Genomic DNA, 17982 nt, shown 5'->3' with positions numbered 1-17982 from the left:
TGATCCAGTCTTCCGCAGACTGGATCTCTGAAAAAAACTGCAGCACTACATCTCCAATTGCCATATCTTTTACCTACCCATTCTAAAGCATCGGACCAGGTGCCCAATACCTCAAGGTTGTTGTTTAAGATCATCGTACATCCATTGGCTTTTAACATAGCCATCATCACCATGTGGTACTGCTGCATGCTGTTTTAGAGGAAGCCTGAAATAAAAAGTAGAACCGACCTCTAGCTTACTTTCCAACCAAAAGCTACCATGATGGGCTTTCAAGATTTCTGAACAAATGAAAAGACCTAAGCCCAGTCCTTCATAACGTAAATCCTCATTATCCACACGGTAGTACCGTTCAAATAACCGCTGCATTTCGAATTCGGCAATACCTATCCCAAAATCCTGCACGGAAACGACAATATTGTCTGACTGAATTTCAACACTAATGATCACTTTTCCTCCATTTGGCGAGTACTTCACCGCATTGGTTAAAAAGTTCATTAAAACCTGTTCAATCCTCAACCGATCTCCATGATAGGAAACATCTATGCTGTTTTCCAATAGCAATTCATGATCTGGCGACATTGCCTGAACAGTTTGAACTGCTGTTGCTATAATTTCACTAAACTGGAACGCGTCTTTCTCAAAGACCATGTTTCCAGAATTGATCTTCGTTACATCTAATAAATCAGTAATCAACTGCTCCAAACGAATGATCTGACTGGCTGACTTCTCTACAAATCCCTGTAGTTTTTCAGGGTCCTTAGACCTTTTCATCAACTGATTAAAGGCCTTTATAGAAGTTAATGGAGTTTTTAACTCATGACTGGCAATTGCCAGAAACTCATCCTTACGCTGCTCATTTGATTTCTGAATGTCAATATTTGTATTGGTTCCCATCCACATTTTCAATTCACCACTTTCTATCAATGGAATGGCTTTTCCCAAATGCCATTTATATTGCCCATCGGCCATTCTAAGCCGAAATTGCACACTGTATTCAGAATTTTGACTCAAGGCATAACTCCAGGCTCTGATACAAATCGGAAGATCGTCTGGGTGTACAAATGATTGCCATCCTTCTCCTCTCAATTCTTCTTTTGTTTTTCCAAAATCCCGGCAGCAAATCTCATTCACATAACTGATGATTCCCGTTGCAGTAGCAGTCCAGACCTGTTGGGGCATAGAATTCAGCAAATATTCCAGGTGTTTTTCACTGGCACCAATCTCTTTTTCATGCTGTTCTACCTTTTTCCCTGCAGAAACAAAATTGGTCACATCATAACTGTACTGAATAATGTACTGCATGATGCCATTTTCATCGAAAAATGGCGTATATGTAGTATCCCAATATCTTGAAACGATATGGTCTTTAAGATTAGGATCCGGCAGCTCTGTTCTCAAAATGGGCAATTGATAGGACTTAGATGTCTCTATAATATGATGAAGTACCGGCAAAAGACCAGGTTCAAATACATCTTTACCCTTCAGATCCTCCCTTGTCAGCGCCTGTGCTGCTAAATAATCATCACTGGCAGTAAGTACCACCAATTCTGGAGACAGTACTAAATAAAGACCAGGCAGGCTTTCATAAGTTTTTAAAAGGGCAGCAGGCAGTTCAACTAATTGTTCCATAATCTAATATTAATCCGTACAAGACTCATACCACGAATAGCAGCTAGCCTATATTTCAAAATCATTCCCAATTGCGCTAATATTTTCCACATCATCAAATACTTTGCTTATTTTTAGGTAATGATACCAGAAAGGATCTCCCACGTCGTTGACGGCCTAAAAAAACTGGTCTACAAATTGGTTGGACCAAGTGCCCATTTTAACCTTGAAAATCAGGTTTTTAATGGCATTAGCCTCATTGCTATCCTCATTATAGGGTATGATGTCCCTTTTAATTACTACAACGGCATGCAAACCATTTCCGTTCTGTTTGCCTTCTTATTAGTTGTATTGTGTTTTACATACTATCTTTCCAGATTCAAAAAACAGTTTAAATACAGCATCATTCTCTCTTCCCTAATGGTATTATTAGCATTAGGGAGTATTTATTTCTTCAATAATGGCATAAAAGGCCCTTCCCTGCTCTCTCTATCTATTGCTTTCTTTATGATCATGATCATATCGCCAAGAGGTCAGTACTGGCTATGGTCCATACTTTGTTTGACTACAGGATTAGGTTTGCTCTTTTTTGAATACAAAAACCCAGGATACATTAAGGATGCTTATCAGGACAGAGCAGCTGTTTTCGCAGACATTGCTTCCACCTATATCATCACCATTCTGGTGACTTTCCTTGGGTTATTTTACCTTAAAACTGCTTATTTTAAAGAAAAACAAGATGCTGCTGCGAAAACTGCCGTCTTAGAACGGATGAACCACGAGAAAACGAAATTCTTTTCCATTATCGCCCATGATCTTCGCGCTCCACTAGCCTCAATACAAAGTTATATGGATCTTTTCCGCATGGATATTCTCAGTACTGAAGAGAAAGAAATGATGGATAAAAAGCTGACCAATGCCTTGAGTGGAACTCAGGAAATGTTGGACAATATGCTTTCCTGGTCTCGTGCAGAACTCAACAATGGAAAAACGGCGATGGAAATCAACAAATTACATGAAGCCCTGGATTCGGTAATTATCACTCAAAAAGCCGCCTCTAAAGAAAAAAAAATCACTTTTACTGCAGACATAGATACTTCTCTGGAATTATTTTCAAACGTACACATGCTGCAATTGATTGTCAGGAACATTATTGGCAATGCCATCAAGTTCACGCCTTCTGAGGGATTGATAGAACTGAATGCCAGCCGGTATGGACAAGATTGCCTGATTGCGGTTCGTGACACTGGAAACGGCATTCCTGATGAAAACAAGCCGGAAATATTTTCGCTGAAAGCCCAGTCTACTTATGGTACAGACAATGAAAAAGGCATTGGTCTGGGGCTATTTCTTTGTAAAGAATATACACATGCACAGGGAGGAAAGATATGGTTCGAAAGCCAAAAAGGCGAGGGAACTGTTTTTTATGTATCCCTCCCCCTTTATATCGGTACTTAATTAAGAAAAGCTCAGCTCCAGATCCTCTCCAGTCCCATTGTTTAAAATCACTTTTAGCGGAAAAGGTTTTGCTTTTTGCTCGGTAGGATACCAGTTTCTATCTTCATTGACCAGGATCAATAAGCCCTGCTCATCGCCCAGTACAGTAAAATTATCTTGTGCAGGTTGTTTTTCATAGATATCCAGGCTGTATTTGCTCATTAAAGTCTCCGCCAAAAATGGAACATCCTCAGATACCAATCCGATTTCAGAAACAGATAATATAGCAGCACCATCAAATGGTTTCGTTGCTTCATTATCAAGATCGTAACGGCAAATCAGTTCCAAAAGGTTCTCATTGTTATCATGGAAATAAAAGGATTTTGAATTCCACAATTCGAAATTAGAAAAGTCTGTTTCCGGCGTTACCGGAATGATTGAGGTCCTTTGTTTTAACCATTGATAAGCTTCCATCAGCTGATTTTTAGGAATATCAAAGGCAAGGTGATAAACCGGATGATCTTCCGATCCCAATACAAATGACAATTTGGTTTTTCCAATGAGAAAAGACCGCTCATTTTCGTTTTTATCTTGAGTAGGGATGTTTAATATTTGATTGTAAAACGTTTCCGTTTCTTCTAACTGATTTGTAATGAGCTGTAATTCTCTAATCTCCATAACACGTAGCTTTTTGTACAAAACAAAGCTAAGGCTTAATGGTTAGGAAATATAGCACAATAAATAATTCATATATCATTGTTCGATTCCAAATATTCTATTATCTTAATGGAATGATCTGTTAACCAGCAAAAAAGGAGAATTTTATGTCAAATGATACGACTTCAGTAAAACCGATAAAAATCCAGGGATTTACACCTCTGCTTTCGGTTTTCAATATGCCTGCATCCGTACGTTTTTACCGGGATTTACTCGGTTTTGACCTCATAGAAACTTCTGAAGCTCCCGAAAAGCCAGATAATTTCAAATGGGCACGATTGGGCTTAAATGGAACCGAACTGCTGCTAGAACCCCGTGGAGAAAAAACCTGTCCTAAACCTGCCACAGCTCATGATTGGCTGGAGCGTCATGACATGTCTATCCATTTTGGCTGTTCAGAATTAGAGCATGTTTACCAATATCTCCAGTCTAATGGTGTAGATGTAACCGTACCATCCAGTACTTCTTATGGTTATAAGGCATTATATGTCAGAGATCCTGATGGATTCCCCCTGGTATTTCACTGGCCGGAAGCCTAATCTTTCTTAAATTTTGCCTCAATTGGTGAAACAAGCAGAAAGATATACTGTTATGCCTATATACTTAAATATTAAACTATGGCTATCCCAGAAAACCCAGAAGACAATGTTCCTCTAGATGATGCGCTAAATTCGGAAGTAGATGATCAACAAAGTCAGAAAGACATTCACTCCAATGGTTTTGATGAAAATTTTGATCAACCCACAGAGCAGGAGATTGAACAACCGCCAATTGATTTACTCAAACAAGCATTTGATGCTTCAGAAGCATCTTTTACACTGGATGTAGATAAGGGGATTGCCCCAAAAAAAGATCCTAAGTAAAAGCATCAATCCATACTACTCCTTGTACAGTCCTTACTGTACAAGGAGTTTTTTTATGTAAAGGCTGAGCTCCTTAACTATTAATAAGGTCTGACTCAGACTTTATTTTCTTCAAAAATACGTTTGTCATCATTTTACTACGCTATTTCTTTTCTTTTGCTGGAGCAAGCGCTGAGCAAAACAATAGCAAAAAAACAGCAAAACAATAGCAAAACAGATAGGCCACTCAACACAAGTTAAAGCATTGGAGAAAGAGGCCTAATCAAATGTTTTTTTCAGTTTAGGTCAGCATATTTAATGACCATTCCTCATCATCAATCAAAATCAACACAGCAATAAACTTTTTTATATAGCATCATTTCTTTCTAAAATAAAAAAGGAGCTATCTTTTCAGACAGCTCCTCCTTTAGTATATTTTTCGCCTTGCGGCAAAAATAATTTATGCTGGAATCAGCGCTTCTACCTTAGTTAACACTGTAGCTAAGCCATCCTTGTTCTTACCGCCTGCAGTTGCATAAAATGGCTGGCCACCGCCGCCACCCTGGATATCTTTAGCCAGTTCTCTCACGATGTTAGAGGCATTTAAACCTTTGCTCTTAATCAGGTTCTCCGAAAGCATCACTGTAATACCAGGTTTATCATCAATTAAAGTGGTGAACACCAATAACAAATCATCTACCAGATCTTTCACAGAGAAAGCCAGATTTTTCACTGCATCTGCATTCGGAAGATCTACATGAGTCGCAATCACATTTACACCATTAATGGTTTTTAGGTGATGAACAATTTCATGTTTCAAATTAGCACTTTGCTCTCCTACTGCTTTTTCCGCTTCTTTTTTCAGCTTGGCATTCTCTTCCAATAAAGAAGATACCGCAGCTTTAAGGTCTTTATTCCCTTTTAACAAGGCCCTAAGTTCGTTCAGCTCTCTATTTTGTTCTAAAATAAAGGCTTCGGCTTTATCCGCTGTAATGGCTTCGATACGTCTCACACCAGCTGCTACAGCACTCTCAGAAATGATCTTGAAATAACCAATCTGCCCGGTAGCCTTTACGTGTGTACCACCGCAAAGTTCTTTAGAATAATGGTCATCAAAAGTAATTACACGAACGAAATCGCCATATTTCTCTCCAAACAAAGCGGTTACCCCACTTGAAATGGCTTGTTCATAAGGCACATCTCTTTGTTCTTTCAAAGGAATATTCTCTCTGATCTTTTGATTTACCAGATGTTCTATCTGCGCCAGATCTTCTTCGCTGATCTTCGCGAAATGAGAAAAGTCAAAGCGTAAGTAATCAGGATTAACCAGGGAACCTTTTTGATTCACATGACTGCCCAGCACTTTTTTCAAAGCTGCATGCAGTAAGTGAGTTGCCGTATGATTGTCCTGAGATAATAAACGCTTGTCTTCGTCTATCACTGCCCAGAATAAACCGTCTAAATCTTCTGGTAAAGTATCGGTATAATGAACGATCACGCCATTCTCTTTCTTAGTATCAGTTACTTCAACAAAGAACAATCTGCTATGGTCTTCTAATCTGCCGGTATCACCAACTTGTCCGCCGCTTTCTGCATAGAAAGGTGTTTTGCTCAATACAATCTGGTATTGATCTTTTCCTTTCGCATTCACTTTACGGTATTTTATAATTTTCGTTTCTACTTCGAAATCGTCATAACCTACAAAATCCGTTTCCAGATCGGAATTCACCATGATCCAGTCGCCGGTATCTACTGCAGTTGCCGCTCTTGATCTTTCTTTCTGTAAGGTTAAGGCCTTATTATACCCTTCCATATCCACCAACCAACGTTTCTCTCTGGCCATCAATTCGGTTAAGTCGATTGGGAAGCCATAAGTATCATTCAGTTCGAAAGCAAATTCTCCAGGAATGACCATCTGGTCTTTTAAGATGCTGTATACCCAATTGTCATCGAATGATTTCTCAGATTCAATGGCATTTTCAGACATCAACAGCTCTCCTTGTTTTTTCGTAAAGTTTTCAAAGCGCTGAATTCCTGTGGCTAAAGTTCTCAGGAAGGAAACTTCTTCCTCCAATACTACTTTCTGCACAAAATCCTGCTGCAAATAAAGCTCATCAAATACACCTTTAAACTGCTCGGCCAGAACTGGTACCAATTGGTTTAGAAATGGTTCTTTCAGGTTTAAGAAAGTATAAGCATATCGAACTGCACGACGAAGAATTCGGCGAATCACATAACCAGCCTTATTATTTGAAGGCAGCTGACCATCCGCAATTACAAAAGATATCGCACGGATATGATCTGCCATTACGCGCATGGCGATGTCGGTTTTCTCTTCTGTACCATATACCACACCAGAATGTCTAGCGATCACCTGAATCATTGGCTGGAAAACATCGGTATCATAGTTAGAAGATTTCTCCTGTAATACACGAACCAAACGCTCAAAGCCCATTCCTGTATCTACGTGCTGCGCCGGTAAAGGCTGCAATGAACCATCTTTAAGACGATTAAACTGCATAAATACATTGTTCCAGATTTCAATCACCTGAGGGTGATCGGCATTTACAAGATCTTTTCCGCTTACTGCCTCACGTTCTTCTGCTGAACGACAATCCACATGAATCTCTGAACATGGACCGCAAGGTCCCATATCTCCCATTTCCCAGAAGTTGTCTTTTTTATTTCCTAATATGATGCGGTCTTCCGGAACAAATTGTTTCCAAAGCTCGTAAGCTTCAGTATCTCTTGGCAGTCCTTCTTTTTCGTCTCCTTCAAAGATGGATACATATAACTTATCCTTAGGGATTTTGTATACTTCGGTTAAAAGCTCCCAGCTCCAGGAAATGGCTTCTTTCTTAAAGTAATCTCCAAAGCTCCAGTTCCCTAACATCTCAAACATGGTATGGTGATAGGTATCAATACCTACTTCTTCCAGGTCGTTATGTTTACCAGAAACACGTAAACAACGTTGTGTATCTGTTACACGTGGATATTTAATCGGTGCTTCACCCAGAAACAAATCCTTAAACTGGTTCATTCCCGCATTGGTGAACATCAAAGTAGGATCGTTCTTTACTACAATTGGTGCAGATGGAACAATATGATGTTGTTTTGATTCAAAAAAATTTAAGTATGCCTGTCTGATTTCCTTAGCTGTCATCCTTCTCCTTATTAGTGGTGAACAAAATTAAAATTTTATTGCGGTATTCTACTAAAATCCCTTTACATTTGAACACTTTATATAAATGCCGTAAACCACTAATAATCAAGATCAAACTATGCCTTACAAAGAACGGGAAATTAATAAAATGTATTATACGATGGGCGAAGTGACCGAAATGTTTAACGTAAATGCATCTCAGATCCGCTTTTATGAGAAAGAATTTGATGTACTGCAGCCTAAGAAAAACAAAAAAGGGAATCGTTTATTCACTCCTGAAGACATTGAAAATCTAAAGATCATTTTCCACCTGGTAGATGATAAAGGATTCACCCTTAAAGGCGCTAAAGAGCACTTAAAAAACAACACTTCTGAAGTAAAAGAAAACCAAAAGATCATTGCATCTCTGGAGAAGTTAAAGGACTTCTTGTTAAAGTTAAACGAAGAAATATAATTTAAGTATTAACTAATTCTTTTATTAAATAAATAATATAGTGATTAGGCATCATGATGTCCTACTCACTATTCTTCTATTTACTCCTCTTACTCAGCTATCCATGGCTACCTGTCCAGGCACAGGAAGAAGAACAAGTGATGGAGCTTAGGGAAAACCTGGCTGAAAACGGAAAGGAAGAGGAAGATCTTTCTGCCTTTCAAGAACAGCTTGATTTTTTCAGGAAACATCCGATAGACTTAAATCATACGAATGCAGAAGAGTTGAAAAAACTATTCTGGCTATCTCCTTTGCAGGTCAGCAATTTTTTTGAGCACCTACTGCTCAATGGGAAATTATTGGATCTGCTGGAACTACAAGCAATTACTGGTTTCGATCTGATCACAATTGAAAAGATGCTTCCATTTGTTACCCTTATCCCAGTAAATCGCTTTGCTTCTTTGAAATTTAAAGACCTTTACCAGCAAGCGGAACAGCAACTGCTATTTCGATATGGAAGAACGCTTGAACGGCAAAAAGGCTTCCGGGATTTACCGGGCAGCAGGTACCTGGGCTCCGCCGATAAACTGCTGCTGAGTTATAAATACCAGTATCCTAAAATTGGTGCATTTTCGCTGTTAATGAAAAAAGATGCCGGTGAAACCATCGGGACAAAGCCGGTACCCATTGATTTTGTTTCCGGAAATTTCGCCCTGTTTAATTATCGAAGTATTGAAAAGCTGGTCATAGGAGATTACACCTTACAATTCGGACAAGGACTGACGCTTTGGTCTGGATTTTCATTAGGAAAAGGTCCTGATGTAACTAGCCTGGCCAGTAAAGACCTGGGCTTAAAACCTTATACCTCCTCTAATGAAAGCACCTTTTTTCGGGGCATTGCCAGTACCTTTAGATTACCCAAACACCTTTACTTTAGCCCTTTCTATTCTTTCAGAAAACGCGATGCAAGTTTAAAAACCGATCAGGACGGCCAGTATACCTTAAGCAGTATTTCAGAAAGCGGATTGCACCGTAATACTGCTGAGATCAGAAACAGGAAGCGCCTTGCTCAGGAGGTATATGGAGCTACTTTGCAATACCTCAGTAATTTCTTAAACATAGGCATTTCTGCTAATCACACCCGCTTTGATCAGACTTTCAGCAGAGACAGCAGCAGTTACCAAAAATATGGCTTTGAAGGAAGAAAGCTAGGCAACTTCGGCCTCCACTATAATGTAGCTTTTCAAAATATTTACTTTTATGGAGAACTGGCGAAAAGCTTTCCCGGTGGATGGGCAGTATTACAAGGGGCAATGACCAACCTTTCCAGATCGATTTCCATGGTGCTGCTTTATCGAAAATACGACAAAGATTATGTAAATTTCTTTAGCCAGGCAATTGGAGAAAACACCACAAGCAGCAATGAAAAAGGGCTTTACCTCGGTATCAATTACCAGCCGCATCCTCATTGGAAATTCGCCCTCTATCTGGATTATTTTAAATTCCCAGAAAAGAAGTACCGGGTAGATACGGCTTCCGGAGGCTATGAAACGCTGGCACAATTGGTTTATAGCCCGATTAAACAGTTTAAACTAACGGCCCGCTTTAAAACTGAAAGGAAACAGCAAAATCCAGCAGCAGGACATACAGTTCGCTCCTTAGAAAACCTCCTAAATACTAGTTTCAGACTAGACTGTAACTGGAAATTCCATAAAAAATTCAGCACAGCACAAAGGATAGAACTGATTCAATATCAAAAAGGAAAGCTGCTTAAAGAATTCGGATACCTGATTTATCAGGACATTTATTATACGCCCATGCATTCAAAAATATCAGGGAACATCCGTCTGGCCTATTTCAATACCACTTCTTATCAGTCCAGAATTTATGCCTACGAAGCTGATGTTTTATATGGCTCTGGCTCCGGAGGATATTATGGCCAGGGTATCCGCACTTTTTTAAACCTCAGGTACCGTTTATGGAGAAAATTAGACCTCTGGAGCCGTTATGACCTCTATTATTACCCGCATCAGGCATTTATCGGTTCCGGGCTGGATGAAATTAATGGAAACATGAAATCTGCGGTTAAATTATTAATCCGTCATCAATTTTAAGACATGGATATTTCAGCGCAGCCGGAACAGGTATTCCCCAGAATTCTCCTACCCTACACCTTAGGAATTGTAGTTTTCTATCATTTTAAATATCCCGGCTTCCTACCTTTATTGATCGGAATCAATCTAAGCTTACTCAGCCTGCTGCTGCTCCTGAACAATTATTATATCATTATTAAAGTCTATCGCTTCAAATCGGGAACCGGCTTGCTTTTTCAATTGTTTTTCTTCTTTTTCGGTGGCTTATTGTGCTACCACCATCAAAATGATTTAAAATCAGATGATTTCTCTAAATCATCAAACCTTTATTTAAGGATCCAGGTGATGAACGAACCCTACCAAAGAGCAGGGATACTTAGATTCAAAGGACAGATCCAGTCGGTTTATTTTACCGAACAGCAAGAAAAGCAACGACAACAAGAACAGCGAGGAAAGCACATAGGTAAAGTTTCCCCTTCTCAAAAGCTACGGGCCAAAACGGCATCTGGAAAAATAATCGTCGCTGTTAAACTAGATCCCAGGCAACCTTTAGCCATCAACTATGGGGAAGAGCTGCTGATTCCAGCCAGTTACACCCCAATCAAGTCCTCTTTTCATCCTGCAGAATTTGATTATCAGGCCTGGCTGGCCGCACAAAATATTAGACACCAAAGTTTCTTACGTCAAAATCAGGTATTAAAACTCGGTCTGCAATCTGGAAATGAATTATTTAAATTTGCAATTGCCCTCAGAACCAAACAAGTGGAGCGTTACCAAACCTTGCTACAGGACAATGATGCTGTGGCCATGGCCTCTACACTAATCCTTGGTTATCGGGCAGATCTTAATAAGGAGACACTGGCCATTTATTCCAAAACGGGAACCATACATGCTTTATCAGTTTCTGGAATGCATGTAGGTTTGATTTATTTCATTTTAAACTACGCCCTGGCATTCCTTAACCAAAAAAGGAATTCGCAATATATAAAGCTATTCCTCATTCTTGGCTTATTGTGGTTTTATGCCTTATTAACAGGTTGCAGTCCTTCCGTATTACGCTCAGTCATCATGATCTCTATATTCTTAGTTGGAAAAACATACTCCAGGCCTGCAAATAAATATAACATCTTATCCTTTGCTGCTTTTGCTATGCTCCTGTATGATCCTTTTTTAATCTGGGATGTCGGATTTCAGCTTTCCTTTCTAGCTGTTTTTGGTCTCTTATATTTGCAGCCCAAGCTCCAGAACTGCTGGCCTATACAAAATAAATGGGCCCGAAAATTATGGGGAATCATTTCTATGTCATTAGCTGCACAGCTGTTCACCTTCCCGCTGTCTATTTATTACTTCCATCAATTTCCCTTTTTATTCCTGCTGGGCAACCTGTTTATTTTGATTCCCGTCACTTTGATCATGTACTTTGGGATTTTACTGCTGATTCCAGGTCTGGATTTTCTGGCTCCTGTGCTCAGCTGGGTAATTCAGGTCAACAATACTGGATTGAAATTTATTGCGGCAATTCCTTATTCGGTTTTGTCAGGGATTTGGATCAATAAAGTAGAGTTACTGCTGTTATCTATTTTTTTAACTTTAGGTACTATGGCCATTGTAAATAGCAGCTGGAGATTATTGATGACCGCTTTTTCCTTTCTCTTAGCCCTGCAGTTTTCGTTGAGCAGGACGGCAGTCATACGATATCATCAGCAGGAAATCATCCGTTTTGAGATTCCAAAACAGAAAGCCATCGCTTATATTTTTGCGCAGCAAGCTACCGTTTACACACATTTAAAACAAGAAGATGATGCTTTTCAGTATTTCATTCAGCCTGTATTGGCGTACCATCAAATCCGGTTTTTAAAAATCATTCCGCTCCCACCTTAGTCTTTCATTCGCTCTCTCCTTGCTTCTTCATTCCACTTCCACCTTAGTTCTTCATTCATTTCCACCCGTTTTAACCACAATGATTTGCTTTTTATTTACTTTTGATTAGAAAAGCAAAAGAAACTTACCCCTAGACCTATGACAGCGCCATTAGTTTTATATTCTGTTGAGCAACGCATTGCTACCATTTCGATTAATCGCCCGGAAAAGCGAAATGCTTTAAATCCGGAATTGGTAACGCTGCTTAGGGAAACCTTAATCGAGGCTTCAGAAGACGATGAGGTAAAAGTCATCATTTTAAAAGCAAACGGGAATACCTTTAGTGCAGGGGCCGATCTCACTTATCTACAGCAGCTCCAGCAAAACAGTTATGAAGAAAACCTGGCCGACTCTGAAAATTTAAAGCGCTTATTCACTACCATCTATTACTTGCCCAAGGTAGTGATTGCCCAGGTAGAGGGACATGCCATTGCCGGTGGATGCGGGCTGGCTACCGTATGCGACATTACTTTCGCAGTACCGGAAGCCAATTTCGGTTATACGGAAGTAAAACTTGGATTTGTACCTGCAATTGTCTCCTGTTTTTTACTTAGAAAAACTTCTGAAACAATTGCCAAAAGAATCCTGTTAACAGGAGAATTGTTCAGTGCACAACAGGCACTGGACTATGGATTGATCACTTTTGTAACAAACAAAGAGAACATTCATCAGAAGGTAAAAGAATTTGCACTAAGTTTGTGTACGGAAACTTCCGCCAATTCGTTAATGGTAACGAAGCAACTGATTGGTCAGACCACTAATCCTCAATTAGAGAGCTGTCTGTCGCTGGCGGTTCAGATCAATGCCAGGGTGAGAGACAGTGAAGATTTCAAAAAAGGTATTGCTGCCTTTATCAGCAAAGAGAAAATACAATGGTAATCAAATCATTCAATTCATCAGAACACGTATCAAATCAGTACAAACACTAAAAACTATTATATGTTAAAATCTATCAAAACCGGAGTTTTAGCTGCAATTCTTGTAAGTTCAGCTATCTTCGCAAACGCTCAAAGAAAATCACCGAAGGAACTGTTACTTTCGGAATGGAGTATGCACTTACTCCAGAACAGGAGCCTATGGCGGCCATGCTTCCTACGGAATCTAAAATCAAGTTCAGTGGCAACATATCCAGAATGGAAATGCAGCAAGGTCCAGCTACTATTACAGTATTAGCCAATGTTGTAGACCTAAATTCTCTGGTACTGATTGATGTTCCGGTTGCACAAATGCAATTTGCTGTAAAGGGCACTAAAGCAGATTACGAAAAAGAGAAAGAAAACAACCCTAAGTTCAGTGACTTCAAAGCTACTGGTGAGAAGAAAATGATCTTAAACTACAATACCGAGAAATATACTTACAAAGATGACAAAGGTAATACCTATGAATTATGGTCAACCAACGACATTGAACTTCCTGCAGGTTTAGTAGGTCGTGATTTCGTCGGTGTTAAAGGTACTCCAGTTAAATTTACCAGCTTCAATAGAGGCGTAAAATCTACCGCTACTTTAAAAAGTCTGGTAGAAGAAAAAACAGGTCCTTTCAGCTTAGATGTTCCTAAAGGATATGAAGTGAAAACTATGGAAGAAATCCTGCAAATGCAAGGTGGGGGTCAATAGCATTCGCAAAAATGTTTAGAAGCCTTATTTTTTTTCTCAGATTTTATATTTTCTGGTTGTTATTTTTCTTTACAGACCGGTTGATATTTCTTCTAATTTATCATAAAAAGCTAGCCATGGTTCCTTTATCGGAAACCATGGCTACTTTCTACCACGCCCTACTATTAGACCTATCGATGACGGCATACCTGGCTGTCATTCCGCTTTTAGGCTATATCGTATTGCTGTTTAGTGGTTGGAAATCCGTAAACATCAAATGGATTTCTGTTTATAATTTAGTATTGCTGGTGATATTCAGCATCCTTTCTATTGTCAATTTTAACATTTATCGCGAATGGGGAACTAAAGTGAATGCCAAAGCTGTTGGTTTTGCTTTTTCTTCGCCCGGAGAGGCTATGGCTTCTGGCGCTTCCTCCCCTATTGCCTTATCATTATTTATATTGATACTGCTCATCGGAGGCGGATATTTCTTACAAAAGCAATTGATTCCCAGACAACTTTCTTTTCAGAAATCCCCGATCTGGCTGCGCAGCCTAATTTCAGTATTGATTCTTACACTTACTTTTATGTTTATTCGAGGGGGCTTTAGAGGCTCACCGATTACACAGAGTATGGCGTACTTTTCAAAAGAGCAACTGCTCAACCATGCTGCTGTAAATACAGAATGGAACTTGCTTAGAAGTGCACTTTCTGAAAAAATGGCCAGTCATAACCCTTATTTATACCTGGATCCTAAAAAAGCAGATGAGCTGATTCAAAACCTGTATACGGTAGAAAAAGACAGTACTACGGCTATTTTAACCACCAAAAGGCCCAATGTAGTCATGGTGATTATTGAAAGTTTCACTGCTGATCTTACACAAACACTCGGCAATGAACCCGGCATTACCCCTCATTTCGATTCTTTAATAAATAAAGGGGTATTATTTGACAATTTATTTGCTTCTGGAAGCCGCACCGATAAAGGCCTTATTGCCAGTCTGGCGGGTTTCCCTACCCTTGCTGCAGGCAGCATTGTAAAATGGCCGGAGAAATTGCAGAAACTCCCTGCTATTTCCAGCTCGCTTGCCAAAAATGGTTACCATACTTCTTTCTATTATGGAGGGGAGTCCGAATTCGACAATTACAAAGCTTTTATCCTCAGTCATGATTATCAAAAGCTCATCGATAAAAATAATTTTACAGGGAATGCCCCTAAATCCTTCTGGGGACAATATGATGAAGCCGTTTTTGACAGGCAACTGCAAGATCTGAATAAAGAAAAACAACCTTTCTATTCTACCATGCTGACGCTGACCAATCACGAACCTTATACTTTACCCGGGAAATCAAAATTTGGCAGTGCCAATAATGTGGAGCAGTTTAAAAGTACCGCTTATTACACAGATTCCTGTATCAATGCCTTTATAAACAATGCTAAAAAACAGCCTTGGTATAGCAATACCTTATTTGTATTTGTGGCGGATCATGGCCATTTATTGCCTAAGCAAAGTCATGATATTTCTACACCTGGCCGTTACCACATTCCACTCTTGTTTTTTGGGGAGGTCATCAAAAAAGAATTCCAGGGAAAGAAATACAGTAACGTTGGCTCACAGGTAGATATTGCCGCCACTTTACTCGCACAATTAAACATTCCCGCTAAAGAATTCAACTGGAGTAAAAACCTATTGAACCCTTATGCCAAACCTTTCGCTTATTTTAGCTGGGACAATGGCATGGGCTTTATTGACAATGAACAATGTGTTACCTTTGATAATGTAGGAAAGATGACCTTATTCAACAGTAACGACAAGGACAAGGAAGGTACCGAGAAACGGTTAGACCTGGCGAAAGCTTACCTTCAAAAAGTATATCAGCAATTTATAGCACTATAAAAAATGAACCTAAAAAACCTCTTTTTTAAACTGGCAGTCCTCCTTGTTCTGGGAAGTTTCGGACAAAGCTATGCACAAAAACTATCGGACATTAGATGGGCCAAAGATGGCAATTCCTATTACCAGATCAAGGAATCGGGTATTGTAGCCATTACCCTTCCTAAAAATGAGGAAAAACTCATCCTGGATCCGAGTTTCTTATATGCCAATGCCAATAAAGGTTTAGGCGCCATTAAAGATTTTGAGATTTCTGCCGATGGGACTAAAATCCTATTGTATACGAATAGCAAAAAAGTATGGAGATATGAAACCCGCGGTGATTATTTCGTAGCTGATCTGAAAACAAAAGAAATGATTAAAATCGGTAAGGACCAGCCTGCATCTTCTCTGATGTTTGCGAAATTCTCACCAGATGGAAATAAAGTGGCTTATGTCAGCAAGCACAACATCTACGTAGATGATTTGGCTACCCGCAGCACAAAAGCACTGACTACTGATGGTACAGCCCGCATCATTAATGGTACATTCGACTGGGTGTATGAAGAAGAGTTTGACTGCAGAGATGGATTCAGATGGAGCCCTGACGGTACTACAATTGCGTATTGGCAGTTAGATGCCCGCGACATCAGGAACTTTTTGATGATCAATAATACAGATTCCATTTATTCGTTCAATGTACCAATAGAATACCCTAAAGTAGGACAAAATCCATCAGCTTGTAAAGTTGGTATCGTAGATATTAATACCGCAGCTACCAAATGGCTGAGCATTCCAGGTTCTGAGGTTCAAAATTACATCCCTAGAATGGACTGGATTCCTAATACCAATGAGGTGATTCTTCAGCAACTGAATAGAGAACAAAATGAAAGTAAACTATTTGTTGCCAATGCACAATCTGGAGCAGTAAAAAACATTTATACCGAAACTGATAAAGCCTGGATCGACGTTGGTCAGGGATGGAATTGGGTAAATGATGGAAAGGAATTCCTGTGGTCGAGTGAAAAAGACGGCTGGAGACATCAATACCGCATCAGTAAAGATGGTAAAAAAGAAACGCTGATCACAAAAGGCAATTTTGATGTGATCGAAACTGCTGTGGTGGATGAGAAAAACAATTGGTATTATTACATGGCTTCTCCGGATAATGCCACTCAGAAGTATTTATATAAAACCAAATTAAGTGGTGGCGGCAAGGCAGAAATGGTAACTCCATCTATCCTTCCAGGAACACACAATTATGAAATCTCTCCGAATGGAATGTTTGCACGCCACAGTTATGGAAGTGCAACCGTACCTACCATTACGGAATGGATGAAACTGACTACTTTAAATCCTTTCACAATGGAAGGCAGCATCACCAACCAGCTGGGTAGAATCAGGGCGCAGAAAAATCCAGTAGAATTCTTTAAAGTAACGACTGAAGATGGCGTGACGATGGATGGCTGGATGAAAAAACCAGACAACTTCGACCGTACAAAAAAATACCCGGTAGTATTTTATGTTTATGGCGAACCTGCTTCACAAACCGTAACAGACACTTATGGTGCAGGACGCAATTTCTTGTACAATGGAGATATGGCAAAAGACGGTTATATCTATATTTCTGTAGAAAACCGTGGTGCACCTGCTCCAAAAGGCAGAGAATGGCGTAAAAGCATTTATAAATCTATTGGTACATTAAACATCCGTGATCAGGCTATGGCAGCTAAGAAAATCCTGGAATGGAATTTTGTCGACAAAGACAGGGTTGCCGTTTGGGGATGGAGTGGTGGTGGATCATCCACCTTAAACCTGCTTTTCCAATATCCTGAGATTTACAAAACAGGAATTGCCATTGCAGCAGTAGCCAATCAGCTGACTTATGACAATGTATACCAGGAGCGTTATATGGGTTCTCCTTTGAAAACTACAGAAGCCTACGTAAAAGGTTCACCGATCAGCTATGCAAAAAATCTCAAAGGCAACTTATTGTACATTCATGGTACAGGAGATGACAATGTGCATTACCAGAATGCCGAAATGCTAGTCAATGAGCTGATCAGATATGGTAAAATTTTTCAAATGATGTCTTACCCTAACCGTACGCACAGCATTAGTGAAGGAGATGGAACTTTCCAGCATTTATCACTGACTTACACCGACTTTCTAAAGAAAAACTGTCCTCCAGGAGGAAAATAATTCATATAATCTAAAGGATGGTCTGTAATTTACAGGCCATTTTTTTTTACTAAAACACCATAATCGGGATAATATCGTTAATATGGCGCAAATTTTGA

At 39.5% G+C, this 17982-nt stretch carries 13 protein-coding genes; 10 read left to right on the top strand and 3 right to left on the bottom strand.

The window, feature by feature from the left end; genetic code table 11:
• Positions 1-111: 111 nt before the first annotated feature.
• Positions 112-1629, bottom strand: a complete 1518-nt coding sequence (locus AQ505_RS07775) for a PAS domain-containing sensor histidine kinase (protein ID WP_062547654.1) — start codon at positions 1627-1629, stop codon at positions 112-114.
• 120 nt (positions 1630-1749) lie between these two features.
• Between AQ505_RS07775 and AQ505_RS07770 the strand changes: the two genes are divergently transcribed.
• The gene (locus tag AQ505_RS07770; RefSeq protein WP_062547653.1) at positions 1750-3066 is read left to right on the top strand and encodes a sensor histidine kinase; all 1317 of its coding nucleotides are present in this window, start codon (positions 1750-1752) and stop codon (positions 3064-3066) included.
• On the opposite strand, the gene AQ505_RS07765 is transcribed toward AQ505_RS07770, so the two are convergent.
• Positions 3067-3723 carry a VOC family protein gene (locus tag AQ505_RS07765; protein WP_062547652.1) on the bottom strand — a complete coding sequence of 219 codons (657 nt, stop codon included), beginning with the start codon at positions 3721-3723 and terminating at the stop codon, positions 3067-3069.
• A 146-nt stretch (positions 3724-3869) separates the two neighbouring features.
• On the opposite strand from AQ505_RS07765, the gene AQ505_RS07760 reads away from it, so the two are divergent.
• Together AQ505_RS07760 and AQ505_RS07755 are read left to right on the top strand one after the other, a co-directional pair.
• The gene (locus tag AQ505_RS07760; RefSeq protein ID WP_082461453.1) at positions 3870-4301 is read left to right on the top strand and encodes a VOC family protein; all 432 of its coding nucleotides are present in this window, start codon (positions 3870-3872) and stop codon (positions 4299-4301) included.
• A gap of 78 nt (positions 4302-4379) precedes the next feature.
• On the top strand, positions 4380-4625 hold the full coding sequence (locus AQ505_RS07755) for a hypothetical protein (protein ID WP_062547650.1): 246 nt from the start codon (positions 4380-4382) through the stop codon (positions 4623-4625).
• 439 nt (positions 4626-5064) lie between these two features.
• Here the strand turns inward: AQ505_RS07755 and alaS are convergent, their stop codons facing one another.
• Positions 5065-7767 (bottom strand): alanine--tRNA ligase, encoded by a 2703-nt coding sequence (alaS, locus tag AQ505_RS07750; protein WP_062547649.1) that lies wholly within the window; start codon positions 7765-7767, stop codon positions 5065-5067.
• Positions 7768-7885: 118 nt separating this feature from the next.
• Between alaS and AQ505_RS07745 the strand changes: the two genes are divergently transcribed.
• From AQ505_RS07745 to AQ505_RS07715, 7 genes are all read left to right on the top strand, one after another.
• A complete protein-coding gene (locus AQ505_RS07745; RefSeq protein WP_062547648.1) occupies positions 7886-8221 on the top strand; it encodes a MerR family transcriptional regulator in 336 nt (111 codons plus the stop codon).
• 53 nt (positions 8222-8274) lie between these two features.
• Positions 8275-10314: a hypothetical protein gene (locus tag AQ505_RS07740; protein ID WP_062547647.1), complete on the top strand. Its 2040-nt coding sequence runs from the start codon at positions 8275-8277 to the stop codon at positions 10312-10314.
• 3 nt (positions 10315-10317) lie between these two features.
• The gene (locus tag AQ505_RS07735; protein ID WP_062547646.1) at positions 10318-12174 is read left to right on the top strand and encodes a ComEC/Rec2 family competence protein; all 1857 of its coding nucleotides are present in this window, start codon (positions 10318-10320) and stop codon (positions 12172-12174) included.
• A gap of 138 nt (positions 12175-12312) precedes the next feature.
• Complete coding sequence (locus AQ505_RS07730; RefSeq protein ID WP_062547645.1) at positions 12313-13092, top strand: enoyl-CoA hydratase/isomerase family protein; 780 nt, start codon at positions 12313-12315, stop codon at positions 13090-13092.
• 164 nt (positions 13093-13256) lie between these two features.
• Complete coding sequence (locus AQ505_RS07725; protein WP_062547644.1) at positions 13257-13829, top strand: DUF4412 domain-containing protein; 573 nt, start codon at positions 13257-13259, stop codon at positions 13827-13829.
• 116 nt (positions 13830-13945) lie between these two features.
• Positions 13946-15706 (top strand): LTA synthase family protein, encoded by a 1761-nt coding sequence (locus AQ505_RS07720; RefSeq protein WP_231635044.1) that lies wholly within the window; start codon positions 13946-13948, stop codon positions 15704-15706.
• 3 nt (positions 15707-15709) lie between these two features.
• Entirely contained in the window at positions 15710-17884 is a 2175-nt protein-coding gene (locus tag AQ505_RS07715) for a S9 family peptidase (RefSeq protein ID WP_062547642.1), read from the top strand.
• Positions 17885-17982 lie beyond the last annotated feature (98 nt).

Origin of the sequence: Pedobacter sp. PACM 27299 (assembly GCF_001412655.1) — a bacterium.
GTDB lineage: Bacteria > Bacteroidota > Bacteroidia > Sphingobacteriales > Sphingobacteriaceae > Pedobacter.
Note: the sequence above shows the minus strand (reverse complement) of the source record. Positions and strands in the feature narration are given on the sequence as shown.